Below are 16,475 nucleotides of genomic sequence, written 5' to 3'. Positions count from 1 at the left end.
TCGACGCAATGAAGATCGACGTAAAGAAGCAAGAGGACGCTGTGACGCAGACGTCTACCGCTACCTCCACCCCCGCCCGGACGAAGGCGCCGCACGGCGACCTGTCCGGCGGGCACCAGCCGGCCGGACGGGTCGGCGGGGGACTCTTCGACCCCAAGCAGCTGCTCACGTCCTTCCCGGACGCGATCAAGAAGCTCGACCCGCGCGTGATGGTCAAGTCGCCCGTCATGTTCGTGGTGCTGATCGGCTCGGTGGTCACCACCGTGCTGGCGCTCAAGGACCCGGGCGACTGGTTCGGCTGGGCGATCACCGTCTGGCTCTGGCTGACCACCGTCTTCGCCAACCTGGCCGAGGCGGTCGCCGAAGGCCGCGGCAAGGCCCAGGCCGACACGCTCCGCAAGGCCAAGACCGACACGGTCGCGCGCCGGATCGTCGGCACGAACGAGGAGCGCGTCCCCGGCACCGAGCTGAAGATCGGTGACCTGGTGGTCTGCGAGGCCGGCGACAGCATCCCCGGCGACGGTGACGTCGTCGAGGGTGTCGCCAGCGTCGACGAGTCCGCCATCACCGGCGAGTCGGCCCCCGTCATCCGGGAGTCCGGCGGCGACCGCTCGGCCGTCACCGGCGGTACCAAGGTGCTGTCTGACCGCATCGTCATCAAGATCACGACGAAGCCCGGCGAGACCTTCATCGACCGGATGATCAACCTGGTCGAGGGCGCCGCCCGGCAGAAGACCCCCAACGAGATCGCCCTCAACATCCTGCTGGCGTCCCTCACCATCGTCTTCCTGCTCGCCGTCGTCACGCTGAAGCCGTTCGCGATCTACGCCGGCGCCGACAGGCAGACCTCGATGATCGTCCTGACCGCGCTCCTGGTCTGCCTCATCCCGACCACGATCGGCGCGCTGCTCTCCGCCATCGGCATCGCCGGCATGGACCGGCTCGTGCAGCGCAACGTCCTCGCCATGTCGGGCCGCGCGGTCGAGGCCGCCGGCGACGTCTCCACGCTGCTCCTGGACAAGACCGGCACCATCACCCTGGGCAACCGGCAGGCCGCCGAGTTCCTCCCGGTGAAGGGCACCACCGAGGCCGAGGTCGCGGACGCCGCCCAGCTCTCCTCGCTCGCCGACGAGACGCCCGAGGGCCGCTCCATCGTGGTCCTCGCCAAGGAGAAGTACGGCCTGCGCGAACGCCACCAGGGCGAGCTGGACCAGGCCGAGTGGATCGCCTTCACCGCCCAGACCCGGATGTCCGGCGTGGACGTCGACGGCCGCAAGGTCCGCAAGGGCGCCACCGGTTCGGTCGTCGCCTGGGTGCAGGAGCGTGGCGGCCGGGTCTCCGAGGACGCCAAGACGCTCAACGACACGATCTCCCAGGCCGGCGGCACTCCGCTGCTGGTCGCCGTGGAGGACGACAAGGGCGCCCGCGTCCTCGGCGTCATCCACCTCAAGGACGTCGTCAAGGAGGGCATGCGGGAGCGGTTCGACGAGCTGCGCCGGATGGGCATCAAGACGGTCATGATCACGGGCGACAACCCGCTGACCGCCAAGGCCATCGCCGAGGAGGCCGGCGTCGACGACTTCCTCGCCGAGGCCACCCCCGAGGACAAGATGGCGCTGATCAAGCGCGAGCAGGCCGGCGGCAAGCTGGTCGCGATGACCGGTGACGGGACGAACGACGCGCCGGCCCTCGCCCAGGCGGACGTCGGCGTGGCCATGAACACCGGTACCTCGGCCGCCAAGGAGGCCGGGAACATGGTGGACCTGGACTCCAACCCGACCAAGCTCATCGAGATCGTCGAGATCGGCAAGCAACTGCTCATCACCCGGGGCGCGTTGACGACCTTCTCGATCGCCAACGACGTGGCCAAGTACTTCGCGATCATCCCCGCGATGTTCGCAGTGGCCTACCCGTCGCTGGACAGGCTCAACATCATGGGCCTGTCCTCGCCCGAGTCCGCGATCCTCTCCGCGGTCATCTTCAACGCTCTGATCATCATCGCGCTGGTCCCGCTCGCCCTGAAGGGCGTCCGCTACCGGCCGACGAGCGCGGACAAGATGCTCCGCCGGAACCTCGGGATCTACGGCCTCGGCGGCCTGATCGCGCCGTTCATCGGCATCAAGATCATCGACATGCTCCTCTCCCTCATCCCCGGAATCGGCTGAACCACGATGAACAACTCCGTAGGAAACGCAGGTCGGTTGCTCTGGGCGGGACTCCGTGCCCTCCTCGCCCTCACGGTCGTGTGCGGCGTGCTCTACCCGCTGGCTGTCACGGGAGTGGCCCAGGCGGTCTTCCCGCGCCAGGCCAACGGCTCCGAGATCACGGACGCGAGCGGGAAGGTGGTCGGCTCCGAGCTGATCGGCCAGACCTACAAGGACCTGAAGTGGTTCCAGCCGCGCCCCTCCAACGGCTTGGGGGAGAACAGCGTCAACACCCAGTACAAGCTGATTCTCTCGGGTGCGACCAACCGCTCCGGTGACAACGCCGACCTCGTCAAGTGGGTCACCGACGCCAAGGCCGCCGTCGTCAAGGACAACTCCACCGCCGACCACAAGGTGAAGCCGTCCGACGTCCCCGCCGACGCCGTCACCTCCTCCGGCTCCGGCCTCGACCCGCACATCTCCCCGGAGTACGCGAAGCTCCAGGTCAACCGGGTGGCGGAGAAGAACGGCCTGGACGTGAAGCAGGTCGAGAAGCTCGTCGCCGACCACACCGACGACCGGATCCTCGGCTTCATCGGGGAGCCCCGCGTCAACGTCCTCCAGCTCAACATCGCGCTCAAGGAACTGACCAACGGCTGATGAACTTAGCGCAGTTGAAGGAAGATCGGCGGGCCCGGCCGACCTGGGCCCGCCGACTCCCGCCGCGCGGGGACGACAAGAGGAAGGCAGCACGCCGATGACCCGGGTGCTTGTCGTGGAGGACGACGCGCAGCTCGCACGAGCCTTGGTGATCAATCTCCAGGCCCGTCGGTACGAGGTGGACGCGGCACCCGACGGTGCCACCGCCCTGCGGCTTGTGGCCGCAGGACAGCCGGACATGATCCTGCTCGACCTCGGACTGCCGGACATGGAAGGCGTCGACGTCATCAGAGCCCTCCGCGGCTGGAGCCGGGCGCCGGTCCTGGTCCTCTCCGCCCGCAGCGGCTCCGAGGACAAGATCCGCGCGCTCGACGCGGGCGCCGACGACTACATGACCAAGCCGTTCAGCATGGACGAACTCCTGGCCCGGCTGCGGGCCGCCACCCGCCGTACCGAGGAGACACCGCCCGTACCGCACGCCACGCACCTGGTCGCCACGGACGATTTCACCGTCGACCTGGTGGCGAAGAAGGTCCGGCGCGGCGACCGCGACGTACGGCTGACCCCGACCGAATGGCACCTCCTGGAGATCCTGATCTGCCACCCCGGTGTGCTCATCAGCCAGCGCCGGCTGCTCCAGGAGGTCTGGGGCCCCAGCTACGGCGGCAAGACCAACTATCTCCGGGTCTACATGGCCCAGTTGCGCCGCAAACTCGAACGCGACCCCTCGCACCCCCGCTATCTGATCACCGAACCCGGCATGGGCTACCGCTTCGAGGCGTGATCCGGTCGCCCGACACCCCGGTCCGTCCTCCTCCGAAGAAACGGCATCACCACACCATGGGACGCGGCAAGCTCCGTATCTACCTCGGCGCGGCACCGGGCGTCGGCAAGACGTACGCGATGCTCTCCGAGGGGCACCGCCGGGTCGAACGCGGCACGGACTGCGTCGTCGCGTTCGTCGAGCACCACGACCGCCCGCGTACGGAGGTGATGCTGCACGGCCTCGAACAGGTCCCGCGCCGGACCCTTCCGTACCGCGACACCACCTTCACGGAGATGGACGTCGACGCGGTCCTGGCCAGGAACCCCGCCGTCGCGCTGGTGGACGAGCTGCCGCACACCAACGTGCCCGGCTCGCGGAACTCCAAGCGCTGGCAGGACATCGAGGAGCTCCTCGCCGCCGGGATCGACGTCGTCTCGACCGTCAACATCCAGCACCTCGAATCGCTCGGCGACGTCGTCGAGTCGATCACCGGCGTACGGCAGAAGGAGACGGTCCCCGACGAGGTCGTGCGCCGGGCGGACCAGATCGAGCTGGTCGACATGTCGCCCCAGGCGCTGCGCCGCCGGATGGCCCACGGCAACATCTACAAGCCGGACAAGGTCGACGCGGCCCTGTCCAACTACTTCCGCCCCGGCAACCTCACGGCGCTGCGCGAGCTGGCCCTGCTGTGGACCGCCGACCGGGTCGACGAGTACCTCCAGGAGTACCGCACCGAACACCGCGTCTCGAAAATCTGGGGCTCCCGCGAGCGCATCGTCGTCGGCCTCACCGGCGGCCCGGAGGGCAGTACGCTCATCCGGCGCGCCGCACGCCTGGCCGAGAAGGGCGCGGGCGGCGAGGTGCTCGCCGTCTACATCGCCCGTAGCGACGGCCTCACCGCCGCCTCGCCGAAGGAGCTCGCGGTCCAGCGGACCCTGGTCGAGGACCTCGGCGGCACCTTCCACCACGTCATAGGCGACGACATCTCCTCCGGCCTCCTGGAGTTCGCCCGGGGTGTCAACGCCACGCAGATCGTCCTCGGCGTGAGCCGCCGCCGCTCCTGGCAGTACGTGCTGGGGCCGGGCGTCAGCGCCACCGTGGCCCGCGAGTCCGGCCCCGACCTCGACGTCCACATCGTCACCCACGACGAGGCGGCGAAGGGCCGCGGCCTGCCGGTCGCCCGGGGTGCCCGGCTCGGCCGCTCCCGGACCATCTGGGGCTGGCTCACCGGCATCGCGGGCCCCGCCCTGCTCACGGTGCTGCTCGGGGTCGCCCCCGACGTCGGGCTCGCCAACGACGTCCTGCTCTTCCTCACCCTCACGGTCGCCGCCGCCCTGCTCGGCGGACTCAGGCCGGCGCTCGCGTCGGCGGCGGTCGGATCGCTGCTGCTGAACTACTGGTTCACCCCACCGCGCCACGAACTCACCATCGCCGACCCGCAGAACATGGTCGCCCTCGTCGTCTTCGTGGGCGTGGCGATCTCGGTCGCCTCCGTGGTGGACGTCGCCGCCCGCCGCACCCAGCAGGCCGCCCGGCTGCGGGCCGAGGCCGAGACCCTGTCCTTCCTGGCGGGGAGCGTGCTGCGCGGGGAGACCAGCCTGGAGTCGCTGCTCGAACGGGTCCGGGAGACCTTCGCCATGGAGTCGGTGGTCCTTCTCGAACGCCGCGCGGAGTCCGACCCCTGGTCGTGCGTCGCCGTGGTCGGCACCCGGCAGGCCGACCGGCCCGAGGACGCGGATGTGGACATGCCCGTCGGCGACCATCTGGCGCTCGCCCTCACCGGCCGGGTCCTCCCGGCCGAGGACCGGCGCGTGCTCGGCGCGTTCGCCGCGCAGGCGGCGGTCGTACTGGACCGGCAGCGGCTCGTCGGCGAGGCCGAGGAGGCCCGCAAGCTGGCCGAGGGCAACAAGATCCGTACCTCCCTCCTCGCGGCCGTCAGCCATGACCTGCGTACCCCGCTCGCCGGCATAAAGGCCTCGGTGACCTCGCTCCGCGCCGACGACGTCGAGTGGTCCGATGAGGACCGCTCCGAGCTCCTCGCGGGCATCGAGGAGGGCGCCGACCGGCTCGACCACCTCGTCGGCAACCTGCTGGACGTCTCCCGCCTGGAGACCGGCACGGTCACCGCCGTCATCCGCGAGACCGACCTGGACGAGGTCGTCCCGATGGCGCTGGCGGGAGTCCCTGAGGGCAGCGTGGACCTCGACATCCCGGAGACCCTGCCGATGGTCGCCGTGGACCGCGGCCTGCTGGAAAGGGCGGTGGCCAACATCGTCGAGAACGCGGTGAAGTACAGCCCGGAGGGCGCGGCGGTCCTCGTCTCCGCCAGCGCCCTCGCCGACCGCGTCGAACTGCGCGTTGTGGACCGTGGCCCGGGCGTCCCCGACGAGGCCAAGGACCGCATCTTCGGCGCCTTCCAGCGCTACGGGGACGCCCCGCGCGGCGCCGGCGTGGGCCTGGGGCTCGCGGTGGCCCGGGGCTTCGTGGAGGCGATGGGCGGCACGGTCACCGCAGAGGACACCCCCGGCGGCGGCCTGACGATGGCCCTCACCCTCCGCACGGCCGCGGCGGCGGCCACGACCAGGAGCCCGGGTCCGTGATCAACTCCAGGACACGCAACGGCGCGACGTGCTAGAAGGGGCCTGTGGCAACGCTTTCAGAGATAACGGCCCTGTTGGGCGAGGCTCGGTTCAACTGGTCGGATCCGGCTCCGTGGATCGAACTGGAGCGGGAACTCGGCATGGAGTTCCCCGCGGACTTCCGCGAGATCGTCGACGCCTACGGCTCGGTCGAGATCAACGGGCAGCTGTATCTGAAGCACCCCGCCGGTCACCTCCTGCACAGCCTGGGAGACATGATCAGGGGCGATCTCGATCTCTGGCGCGACGAGGACATGGCGGAGTTCCTGCCGAGTCCGGTGGGGGCGAACCCCGGGGAACTGATGCCGGTGGCGACGGCCACGACGGGCGAGGCGGTCTTCCTCCGGATCCCCGACGACTCCTCGTCGCCCTGGCGCGTCGTGGTCCAGGAGTTCGACAGTCCGGCGTGGACCCTCTACGAGATGACGTTCGGCGAGTGGCTGCTGGCCTACCTCAAGGGGAGGGACGTGACGCTGTGCGCGCGCGACCGCGCACCCGACGGCCCGGCCTACGCATTCCTGCCCTGAACACGCCTTGAGCGCGCCCTGAGCGCCCACTGAACGCGCCCTCAAGCCGCTCTAGCCGTGGTCCCGGGACAGCCCGGCGGCGTGGGCGAGGGCGCTGGGCGTGCGGCAGCCGACGATCGCCGGCGCCTCCTGGACGAGCGTGTCGTCGGTGAGCGCCTCGACCATGAACAGGGCGAAGTCCACCCGGCGCGTCAGGTCGCTCGCCAGGACCGGGTCGCCCACGTGCCGGCTCCACACCGGCAGGCCCTGGCTCTCGCCCTCCTCCAGCGAACTGCCGCGTACGACGGTCCACCGGGTGTCGCTCGCGAACACCCGCCGGCACGCCTCCACCTGGTCGTCGAGCTCGACGGCGCGGACGAGCTTGCCCAGTGCCGCGGCGATCCGGACGCCCAGGAGGAAGGTCCGTGAGTACCTGTCCTTGCCGTCGCGCGTGATGTGCCAGCCGCAGGAGAACACCAGCCGCGCGCCCGGCCGTGCGTGGTCGAGCACCGCCTGCGCCGTGCCCGACGCGTACTGCCGCACGCCCCAGGGCGCGAGCACCGTCAGCACCCCGTCGCAGCCGTCGACCGCCCGCCGGATCACCTCGGGGTCGTCCGTGGGCCCGGGCACGATCGTCATCAGGCCTTCGAACGCGGCCAGCTTGGGCACGCTCTGCTCCCGGCACACGCCCACGACCTCGTAGCCGCGTTCCAGCGCGTGCCGCACCATGTACTGCCCGAGCTTCCCCGAAGCCCCGACGACGCAGACCTTCCTGATCCCATCCGTACCCATGGCGCAGCCCCTTCGCCGGCGTGCTGACCTTATATTGTAAGGTACGCTAGCCTTATGCTGTAAGACAGTCAAGAGCGTACGAAGGGGAGGGGCGGATGCCCGACGGAACCAAGCGCCGGCGCGGGGCCACGGCGCGCACCCCGCTGAGTCGCGAGCGCGTGATCCGTGCGGCGGTGGCGGTGGCGGACGAGAAGGGGTCGGCCGCGCTCACCATGCGGTCCATCGCCGAACCGCTGGGCGTCGAGGCGATGTCGCTCTACCACCACGTCGCGGGCCGGGAGGACATCCTCGACGGCATGGTGGACGCGGTGTTCGGCGAGATCGACCTGCCGCCGCGCGACACGGACTGGAAGACCGCCATGCGGCACCGCGCCGACTCCGCCCGCGCCGCCCTCCTGCGCCACCCCTGGGCCATCGGCCTGATGGACTCCCGCTCCCGGCCCGGCCCGGCGACCCTGCGCCACCACGACGCCGTCATCGGTGCGCTGCGGGCCGGCGGATTCTCCGTCCCGATGACCGCGCACGCCGTCTCGCTGATCGACAGCTACCTGTACGGCTTCGTGCTCCAGGAGCTGAGCCTGCCGTTCAAGGGCGGGGCGGAGCTTGACGACGTCGCCGAATCGATCCTGGACGACATGCCCGCCGGTGCCTACCCGCACCTCACCGAGCTGGCCGTCGAGCATGTGCTGAAGGCCGGCTACGACTACGCCGACGAGTTCTCCTTCGGCCTCGCCGCCGTCCTCGACGCCCTCCAGCCTGACGAGACCAGGGGCGAGACCGCGAACGGGCCCACGAGCGGCGGCTAGGGCGTCAGGAGTCCCCACGGCATCGTGCCGCCCACCGCGCAGATGCCTCCGCCGATCACCATGGCGATGGCGCGGGCCTCCTCGTGCTGGGGTTCCGGGCACGGCTGTGCTTCAGCGTGCTGGGCGCGTACCAGCCGGAGAACGTCCGTGTCGGCCTGGTCCCGCTTCCCCGTCGAGGGAGGATCTTTCCGATGAAGCGGCTCGTGGGCATGGCGCTCACCTGGGTGGCGCTGCCTACCGTCGTGCTCACGGCGGCCCTGTACGCGCTCGCCACCCGTCGCCCCGGCCCGTACCAGCGTCTCTTCGAATCACCGTGGGACGCGATCCTCGCCGGCTTCGCGATCAGCACAGCCGATCGCGTACCGACGCGATCAGCGCGCGGTCCCAGTTGCCCCTCGCGGCGACGTGGGCGAACAGCTCCCGCAGACGGTTGACGTCGTCGAGCATGGCCCGCTCCTCGACGGCGATCCGCAGCAGGCTGGGGCGGACGACCCGGAGCCAGGCGACGGCCGCGCCGCCGAGCGCCGCCGCCGCGACGACCAGCGGGACGAGGGTCCAGGCGACGTCGCCCTGGCCCGTCCGCGCCGCCGGACCGCGTCAGCGCGAAGCCGAGAGCGAGCCCGGCGACGAACAGCCCTTCCCCCGACGCGGACCGGAACATCGGGATCGCACCGATCAACTCACTCTTCCCGCAGGTGTGTTGGCAATTCCGGCGGCCGGCTCCTCCATCACGATCCGGCCCCCCCGGCATCCCGGGGGGCCTGCGTGTCTGTGCCCCTGCCCTTACGGGGGGCATACTGACAGGACGATGACGAACCGATCCGCGCCCCGGCGCCACCTGTCCACCAGCCCCTTCGCTGCTCCCGCCGATCCTGTGATCAAGGAGTTCGCCGTCGGTGACCGCGTCTCCCACGATCGTCACGGCCTCGGGAAGATCATCGGCCAGGAGTCGACGGGGGCGCTGCTCGTCGACTTCGGAGCCACCCAGGTCCGAGTCCTCAGCCCCTTCAAAGGCATGCACAAGCTCTGACGGCCCCCGACAGCCTCACAGCAGCCCGCCCCGGTGCCTCGCGCGCCGGGGCGCGCTGCTGTATCCGGGCCTCCGTGGTGCGCGTGCCTACGATGGCCCCATGTCGGAACGCGATCCGTCCTCACCTGCGAGCGTGGTGCACCAGCGCACGCCGGGCGCCCGCGAGCTCGCCGCGGCGGCCGGAGTGTTCGCGCTCCTCGCCGACCCGACCCGGCTGCATCTGGTCTGGTTGCTCTCGCGCGGGGAGTCGGACGTCACCGCGCTCGCCGAGGCCTGCGGCGCGGCCCGGCCGGCCGTGAGCCAGCACCTGGCCAAGCTGCGGCTCAGCGGGCTCGTCCAGCACCGGAAGGACGGCCGGCGTGTCCTGTACAGGCTCCCGGACGGCCATATGCGGCGGCTCGTGGTCGAGGCGATCAGCCACGCCGACCACCAGGTGACCGGCGAACCCTGGCACGACTGAACCCCTCTGACGTGTGCGCAACCATGCACATGTTCGCTACCGTGGTCACGACCCCGGAGCCGAACGAGGGCGGGCCCCATGCTGTCCGTGCTGCGTCACCGCACCTACCGACGCCTCTTCACCGCGCAGGTGGTCGCCCTGGCCGGCACCGGCCTCGCGACCGTCGCGCTGAGCCTCCTCGCGTACGACCTCGCGGGCGCCGACGCCTCCGCCGTCCTCGGGACCGCGCTCGCCCTCAAGATGGTCGCGTACGTCTCCATAGCCCCGCTGATCGGCGCGTTCGCCGACCGGATACCCCGGCGCGCGCTCCTCGTCGCCATGGACCTCACCCGCGCCGTCGCCGCCCTGGCCCTGCCCTTCGTCACCGAGGTCTGGCAGGTCTACGTCCTGATCGTGCTGCTCCAGGCCGCCTCCGCCGCCTTCACCCCGACGTTCCAGGCGACCGTCCCCGACGTCCTGCCCGACGAACGCGACTACACCCGGGCCCTCGCGCTCTCCCGGCTCGCCTACGACCTGGAGAACCTGTTCAGCCCGGCGCTCGCGGCCGCCCTGCTCACCCTCCTCCCGGCCGGTCTGCTCTTCACCGGCACCGCCGTCGGCTTCCTGGCCTCCGCCGCCCTCGTCGCCTCCGTCCTCCTGCCCGTACCGGCACCCGAACCCGCCGCCGAACGGACCGGCGGCGCCTACGCCGAAGCCGCCTTCGGTATCCGGCTCGTCCTGGGCACCCCGCGCCTGCGGGCGCTCCTCGCCCTCGACCTGGTCGTCGCCGCCGGCGGCGCGATGGTCCTCGTCACCACCGTCGTCCTGGTCCGCGAGGTCCTCGGACGGCCGGTCGGCGACGTCACCCTCGCCCTCGGCGCGTACGGAGCGGGCTCCATGGCCGTCGCACTGCTGCTGCCCCGCGTCCTCGAACGGATCGGCGACCGCACCCTGATGCTCCCCGCCGCCTTCGTCACGGCCGGTGTCCTGCTCCTCCTCCCGGTGGGAGCGGCCGTCCCCGGCCCCTGGGCCTGGCCCGCGCTGCTCACCGCCTGGCTGCTCCTCGGAGCCGCCGGATCTGCCGTCCTGACGCCCGGCGGGCGGCTGCTGCGGCGCTCGGCGGGCAGCGCGGACCTGCCCGCCGTCTTCGCCGCCCGGTTCTCCCTCGCCCACGGCTGCTGGCTGCTCACCTACCCCCTGACCGGGTGGACGGCCGCGCGCGCCGGGCTCGCGGTCGCCGCGGGCGCGCTCGGGCTGCTCGCCCTCCTCGGGGCCGTCGCCGCGCTACGGCTCTGGCCGCGCGAGGACCCCGACGAGCTGGAACACCGCCACCCCGAGCTGGCCACCGACCATCCGCACCTGGCGGGCGCGGACGGCCGGTGTCACGTCCACGACTTCCGTATCGACGCGCTTCACCCGCGCTGGCCGACCCCCGCGAAACGCACCGTGACCAGCTCGAACGGCCGAAGGGTCAGGTCCACGCCCGGTGCCGCACCCACGTCGTCGACCCGCACCGTCCCCGGCGGCGCGTCGGCGAGCGGGCGCTCCAGCAGGTCGCACACCGTCAGCCCGTCCCAGTCGAAGTCCGTGGTCAGGCGCGCCGGGGCCCGCCCGCCCCGGGACTCGTAGAGCCGGACCACCAGGTCGCCGCTCCGGTCGTCGGCCAGCTTCACCGCGCTCACCACGACCGCGTCGGAGTCCACCGCGACCAGCGGGACGACCTCCGCGCCGCCGGGCACCACGCGCTCGGGCAGATTGATCCGGTAGCCCTCGCGTACGGCGTCCCCGACCGAGGCGCCCGGCACCAGGGCGTGCCGGAACCGGTGGACGCCCTGGTCGGTGTGCGGGTCAGGGAAGCGCGGGGCGCGCAGCAGGGACATCCGTACGGTCGTCGTGGTGCCGCCGTCCTCGGGCCGTACGGTACGGGTCACGTCGTGCCCGTACGTCGACGCCGTGACCAGGGCGACGCCCCAGCCGGGCTCCTCGAAGTGGACGAAGCGGTGGTTGCACGCCTCGAACTTGGCCGCCTCCCAGCTGGTGTTCGTGTGCGTGGGGCGGAACAGATGGCCGAACTGGGTCTCCGCCGCGTACCGGTCGGTGTGCAGGTCGAGCGGGAACGCCGTCTTGAGGAACTTCTCCGTCTCCTGCCAGTCGACCTCCGTCTCCAGGTCGAGCCGCTTCGCCCCCGCCGCGAGGCTCAGCGTCTGCACCGCGCGCGAGGTGCCGAAGGTCCGCGTCACCCTTACGGACACGGCCCGCGAGCCCTCCTCGGCGAGCACCACCTCGTCCGCCTCGGTCAGGTCCGTGACGGTGTTCCGGTAGAACTGGTCGACGTCCCAGGCGTCCCACATGTTCGGGAAGTCGGGGTGGATCTGGAGCAGATTGGCCGCCGCCCCCGGCGCGAGCGTCTCCCGGCCGCTCGCCAGGTCGAGCACCGACACCACCAGACCGCGCCCGTCCACCGTCACCCGCAGCAGCCCGTTGTCGAGGACGAACCCGCCGTCCGGCCGCGGCTCGGCGGTGCAGCCGTCCGACGCCGGGGCCAGGGTGCTCGCCCCGCCCGCCGGAACCCCGTCGCGCTCGTGCGGAGCCGCGTTGAACACAAGCTCCCCGCCCGCCACCGGATCGCCGGCGAGAACCCGCTGCGCCCGGCCGATGATGCCGTTCAGCTCCTCGGCGACCGCCGCGTACGTACGCTCCGCCTCACGGTGCACCCACGCGATCGAGGAGCCGGGCAGGATGTCGTGGAACTGGTGCAGCAGCACCGTCTTCCAGATCCGGTCCAACTCCTCGTACGGATACGGCACTCCGGACCGTACGGAGGCCGTCGCCGCCCACAGCTCGGCCTCCCGCAGCAGGTTCTCGCTGCCCCGGTTGCCCTGCTTGGTCCGCGCCTGGCTCGTCAGCGTCGCCCGGTGCAGCTCCAGGTACAACTCGCCCACCCAGACCGGCGCGTGCGGATACTCGGCCTCCGCCTTCGCGAAGAACTCCGCCGGCCGCTCCCAGCGCACTTGGGCCGAACCCTCCAGATCCCGCAGCCGGGCCGCCTTCGCGACCATCTCGCGGGTCGTGCCGCCGCCCCCGTCGCCCCAGCCGGTCGGCGCGATCGAATGCCGCGCCCGGCCCTTGTCCTTGAAGTTGCGGACCGCGTGCGCGATCTCCTTGCCGCGCATCGAGCAGTTGTACGTGTCGACCGGCGGGAAGTGCGTGAAGATCCGCGTCCCGTCGATGCCCTCCCACCAGAAGGTGTGATGCGGGAACGAGTTGACCTGACTCCACGAGATCTTCTGCGTCAGCAGCCACTTCGAACCGGCCGCCTTGATGATCTGGGGAAGTCCGCCCGCGAAGCCGAAGGTGTCCGGTAGCCACGCCTCCTCGTTCTCGACGCCGAACTCCTCCAGGAAGAACCGCTTGCCGTGCACGAACTGACGGGCCATCGCCTCCGACGACGGCATGTTCGTGTCCGACTCCACCCACATGCCCCCGGCCGGCACGAACCGCCCCTCCGAGACCGCCTTCTTGACCCGCGCGTACACCTCCGGACGGTGCTCCTTGATCCAGGCGTACTGCTGCGCCTGCGACATCGTGTAGACGAAGTCCGGCTCGTCCTCCAGGAGCGCCGTCATGTTCGCCGTCGTCCGCGCCACCTTGCGGACCGTCTCGCGCAACGGCCACAGCCACGCCGAGTCGATGTGGGCGTGGCCGACCGCGCTGATCCGGTGCGCCGACGGCTCGGCGGGCGAGGCCAGCGCCTCGGCAAGACGTGAACGGGCCGCGGCCGCGGTCCCGTTCACGTCCTGGAGATCGATGGTGTCCAGGGCGCTCTCCACGGCCCGCAGGATCTCCCAGCGGCGGGCGCCCTCCACCGGCAGCTCCGCCATCAGCTCGCCGAGCACCTCCAGGTCGATCACCAGCTGCCACACGGTCTCGTCGAAGACCGCCAGGTCCATCCGCGCGAACCGGTACTGCGGGGTGTCGCCCGCCGTCTCCTTCTCGCCGAGCTCGGTCGGCAGGAAGGGGTGGTAGTCCAGGATCACCGGATTGGACGCCGCCTCCACATGCAGCAGCACCTCCTCGCCGCCGGCCGCCCGGTCGGCGACCCGTACCCACTGGTTGCGCGGATTGAGGCCCTTCACCGGTGAGCCGTCGGGCCGGTAGACCAGCCCCTCGCACTGGAAGCCGGGCATGTTCGCGTCGAATCCGAGGTCGATCAGCGCCTCCACCGTCCGGCCCGCCCAGGCCGCCGGCACCGCCCCGGAGACGGTGAGCCAGCTCGTACCCCAGGGTGCGCCCCAGGCGTCGCCGACGGCGATCGGGGTGCGCGGGGCGGCGATGCCCTCGGCCACCGGCACCGGTTCGTCGGGCGCGGTCCAGATCCCCACCTCCAGAGGGACGGACTCCGGATAGACGGCAGGGCGGACGCGCTCCTCCAGGACGCGCTTGAGACGGGACTCGATCAGGGTGCGGTCGTCATGCATGCAAGTCGCTCCATCACGTAAGAGAGGGTGGTCGTCAGGACCCGTCGACGTCGTCGACGGTGACCGTCTCGGTGATCCCGCGTGCGCTGAGATGATCGCGGTCCGACGCCCGCGACGCCAGTACGACCGCCGGCCGCGCGCCGTCCGCCGCGAGCCGCATGAAGGCCTCGAAGAACGCCCCGCCCGGCGCGCAGGTCGAGCGTTTCAGGGAGTCCTCGGGCAGGTCGAGGACGAGGGCGGTGGTCCGGGGGAGCGGGCGGTGGGCGCTGGTACGGGCGCGGTCACGGAGCTCCGCCACGGCCTCGGCGAGCGCCCGCCCGGCCGGTTTCACCTCCCGCTCGGTGGTCAACAGGCCGAGTCTGTACTCCAGTTCGGGAAAGTCGGCGAGCGAGCGGTGCACGTCGTGCGAGCACCACCAGGTGATGCCCCAGAGGTCCGGGCAGTCGAGCGCCGCCGCCACCGTCGTACGCGTGAAGGCGGCGGCCCGGTCGGGCGCGATGTGCGGGGCGGGCGCCCCCACCTCCTGCAGCCAGACCGGGCGCGCCGGGTCCTCGGCCCAGGCCTTCGACAGCTCGATCAGATACGCGGCGTGCTGACCGGTCGCGACCGAGTCGGGGCCGTGGCGCTGTGCGGTGCCGTTGAAGACCCAGGAATGGACGGCCGTCACCGCGCCGAGCCGGGCCGCCTGCGCCGGGGTGAAGGGATGGTCGTCCAGATACCAGGCGGCGTCGTACTCGGCGTGCAGATGGAGCCGCCCGGGCGCGCCTCGCTCACACGCGGCCAGCATGCGCCGCAGCCAGCTCTCGGCCTCGGCCGGGGTGATCCGGTCGGGATCGGGGTGCGGGTCGCCCGAGAACTGGTTGATCTCGTTGCCGAGCGTCATGCCGAGGAAGTTCGGCCGGTCCGCGAGCGCCGAGGCGAGGGTGCGGAGGTACGTCGCCTGGCCGTCGATGACCTCGGGGTCGGTGAACAGGTTGCGGTGGTGCCAGGTGAGCGTCCACGAGGGCCGGAAGTCGAAGCTGGACAGATGGCCCTGGAGCCCGTCGACGGCGACGTCCAGGCCGCGTTCGGCCGCCGCGTCGACCAGTGACACCAACTGCTCGACCGCGCGCGGGCGGATCAGGGTGCGGTTCGGCTGGAAGACGGGCCAGAGCGGGAAGACCCGGACGTGGTCCAGGCCGAGGGCGGCGATCGAGTCCAGGTCGGCGCGGACGGGGTCGAGGTCGAAGTCCAGCCAGTGGTGGAACCACCCTTGGCTCGGGGTGTAGTTGACGCCGAAGCGAGGGGCGTCGAGCGGCGGGGTCATGCGCGGCATCGAGTCCTTTGCGTAGGTCATGCGGGCAGGTCGACCGCGGAGGTCAGCCCTTGATGGCGCCTTCCTCGACGCCCTTGAAGAAGAACCGCTGGAGCGCGGCGAAGACGGCCACGATCGGCAGGAAGGCGATCATGGTCCCGGCCGCGATCAGCCGGGGGTTGGCGGTGAAGGTGCCGTCGAGGTACTGGAGCCCCACGGTGAGCGTGTAACGGTCGGGGTCGTTGAGCACGATCAGCGGCCACAGGAAGTCGTCCCACGCGCCGATGAAGGTGAAGATCACCACGACGCTGAGCATGCCCCGGACGTTCGGCAGCCCCACATGGATCAGGCGCTGCCACACGTTCGCGCCGTCGACGAGCGCGGCGGCGTCCAGCTCGGGCGGGACGGCCTGGAAGGCCGTGTACATCAGCAGCACGTTGAGCATGGCGACGGCCCCCGGCAGCGCCACCCCGACCAGGGTGTCCGTCAGGCCCATGCTCCGTACGGTCACGTACTGGGAGACGATCGTGACCTCCCCGGGCAGCACCAGCGTCGCCAGGAACAGGCCGAGCACGAGCCGCGCGCCGCGGAACCGCAGCCGGGAGAGCGCGAAGCCGGCCAGAGTGGCCCCGACGACGTTCCCGGCCACCGCGATCGCCGCCACCGTCAGGGAGTTGACGGCGTAGGTCCACACCGGGATGGTGTCGGCGACCTGGGCGTAGTTGGCGAACGTCGGGTCGCTCGGCAGGAAGTCCGGCGTACGGGAGTACACGTCCTCGCCCGGGCCCTTGAGTGAGGTGGACAGCTGCCACAGGAACGGACCCGTGGTGAGCAGCAGGACCAGGGCGAGCAGCGCGTAGCGGACCGCCTGCGCGGCCGGGCCGGGTGTGCCGAAACCCCGGGACGCTCGTACGGGCATGG

At 71.3% G+C, this 16,475-nt stretch carries 12 protein-coding genes and 1 pseudogene; 9 read left to right on the top strand and 4 right to left on the bottom strand.

Annotated features, from left to right (window positions below; genetic code table 11):
• The first annotated feature begins 8 nt into the window (after positions 1–8).
• The 5 genes from kdpB to Q5762_RS04005 all read left to right on the top strand — a co-directional run bounded on the left by kdpB (position 9) and on the right by Q5762_RS04005 (position 6,736).
• Complete coding sequence (gene kdpB / locus Q5762_RS04025; RefSeq protein ID WP_315890514.1) at positions 9–2,165, top strand: potassium-transporting ATPase subunit KdpB; 2,157 nt, start codon at positions 9–11, stop codon at positions 2,163–2,165.
• Positions 2,166–2,171: 6 nt separating this feature from the next.
• Positions 2,172–2,804: a potassium-transporting ATPase subunit C gene (locus tag Q5762_RS04020; RefSeq protein ID WP_315890513.1), complete on the top strand. Its 633-nt coding sequence runs from the start codon at positions 2,172–2,174 to the stop codon at positions 2,802–2,804.
• Positions 2,805–2,901: 97 nt separating this feature from the next.
• Positions 2,902–3,588 carry a response regulator gene (locus Q5762_RS04015; protein WP_315890512.1) on the top strand — a complete coding sequence of 229 codons (687 nt, stop codon included), beginning with the start codon at positions 2,902–2,904 and terminating at the stop codon, positions 3,586–3,588.
• Positions 3,589–3,644: 56 nt separating this feature from the next.
• Complete coding sequence (locus tag Q5762_RS04010) at positions 3,645–6,170, top strand: sensor histidine kinase KdpD (RefSeq protein ID WP_315890511.1); 2,526 nt, start codon at positions 3,645–3,647, stop codon at positions 6,168–6,170.
• A 44-nt stretch (positions 6,171–6,214) separates the two neighbouring features.
• Positions 6,215–6,736 (top strand): SMI1/KNR4 family protein, encoded by a 522-nt coding sequence (locus tag Q5762_RS04005; RefSeq protein WP_315890510.1) that lies wholly within the window; start codon positions 6,215–6,217, stop codon positions 6,734–6,736.
• Between the two features lie 51 nt (positions 6,737–6,787).
• Here the strand turns inward: Q5762_RS04005 and Q5762_RS04000 are convergent, their stop codons facing one another.
• Positions 6,788–7,507 (bottom strand): NAD(P)H-binding protein, encoded by a 720-nt coding sequence (locus Q5762_RS04000; RefSeq protein WP_315890509.1) that lies wholly within the window; start codon positions 7,505–7,507, stop codon positions 6,788–6,790.
• A gap of 95 nt (positions 7,508–7,602) precedes the next feature.
• Here Q5762_RS04000 and Q5762_RS03995 point away from each other — a divergent pair, with 95 nt between their 5' ends.
• The 4 genes and pseudogenes from Q5762_RS03995 to Q5762_RS03980 all read left to right on the top strand — a co-directional run.
• A complete protein-coding gene (locus Q5762_RS03995; RefSeq protein WP_315890508.1) occupies positions 7,603–8,313 on the top strand; it encodes a TetR/AcrR family transcriptional regulator in 711 nt (236 codons plus the stop codon).
• 808 nt (positions 8,314–9,121) lie between these two features.
• Positions 9,122–9,343, top strand: a complete 222-nt coding sequence (locus Q5762_RS03990; RefSeq protein WP_315890507.1) for a hypothetical protein — start codon at positions 9,122–9,124, stop codon at positions 9,341–9,343.
• A gap of 100 nt (positions 9,344–9,443) precedes the next feature.
• The gene (locus tag Q5762_RS03985; protein WP_315890506.1) at positions 9,444–9,803 is read left to right on the top strand and encodes a metalloregulator ArsR/SmtB family transcription factor; all 360 of its coding nucleotides are present in this window, start codon (positions 9,444–9,446) and stop codon (positions 9,801–9,803) included.
• A 78-nt stretch (positions 9,804–9,881) separates the two neighbouring features.
• A pseudogene (locus tag Q5762_RS03980) lies at positions 9,882–11,099 on the top strand (MFS transporter); the annotation flags it as partial.
• A gap of 95 nt (positions 11,100–11,194) precedes the next feature.
• Here the strand turns inward: Q5762_RS03980 and Q5762_RS03975 are convergent.
• The 3 genes from Q5762_RS03975 to Q5762_RS03965 are packed head-to-tail and all read right to left on the bottom strand — an operon-like array spanning position 11,195 to position 16,473.
• Entirely contained in the window at positions 11,195–14,260 is a 3,066-nt protein-coding gene (locus Q5762_RS03975) for a glycoside hydrolase family 38 C-terminal domain-containing protein (protein WP_315890505.1), read from the bottom strand.
• 34 nt (positions 14,261–14,294) lie between these two features.
• Positions 14,295–15,596 carry a glycosyl hydrolase gene (locus Q5762_RS03970; protein ID WP_315890504.1) on the bottom strand — a complete coding sequence of 434 codons (1,302 nt, stop codon included), beginning with the start codon at positions 15,594–15,596 and terminating at the stop codon, positions 14,295–14,297.
• Between the two features lie 22 nt (positions 15,597–15,618).
• The gene (locus Q5762_RS03965; protein ID WP_315890503.1) at positions 15,619–16,473 is read right to left on the bottom strand and encodes a carbohydrate ABC transporter permease; all 855 of its coding nucleotides are present in this window, start codon (positions 16,471–16,473) and stop codon (positions 15,619–15,621) included.
• Positions 16,474–16,475 lie beyond the last annotated feature (2 nt).

Origin of the sequence: Streptomyces sp. P9(2023) (assembly GCF_032436795.1) — a bacterium.
Classification (GTDB): Bacteria; Actinomycetota; Actinomycetes; order Streptomycetales; family Streptomycetaceae; genus Streptomyces.
Note: the sequence above shows the minus strand (reverse complement) of the source record. Positions and strands in the feature narration are given on the sequence as shown.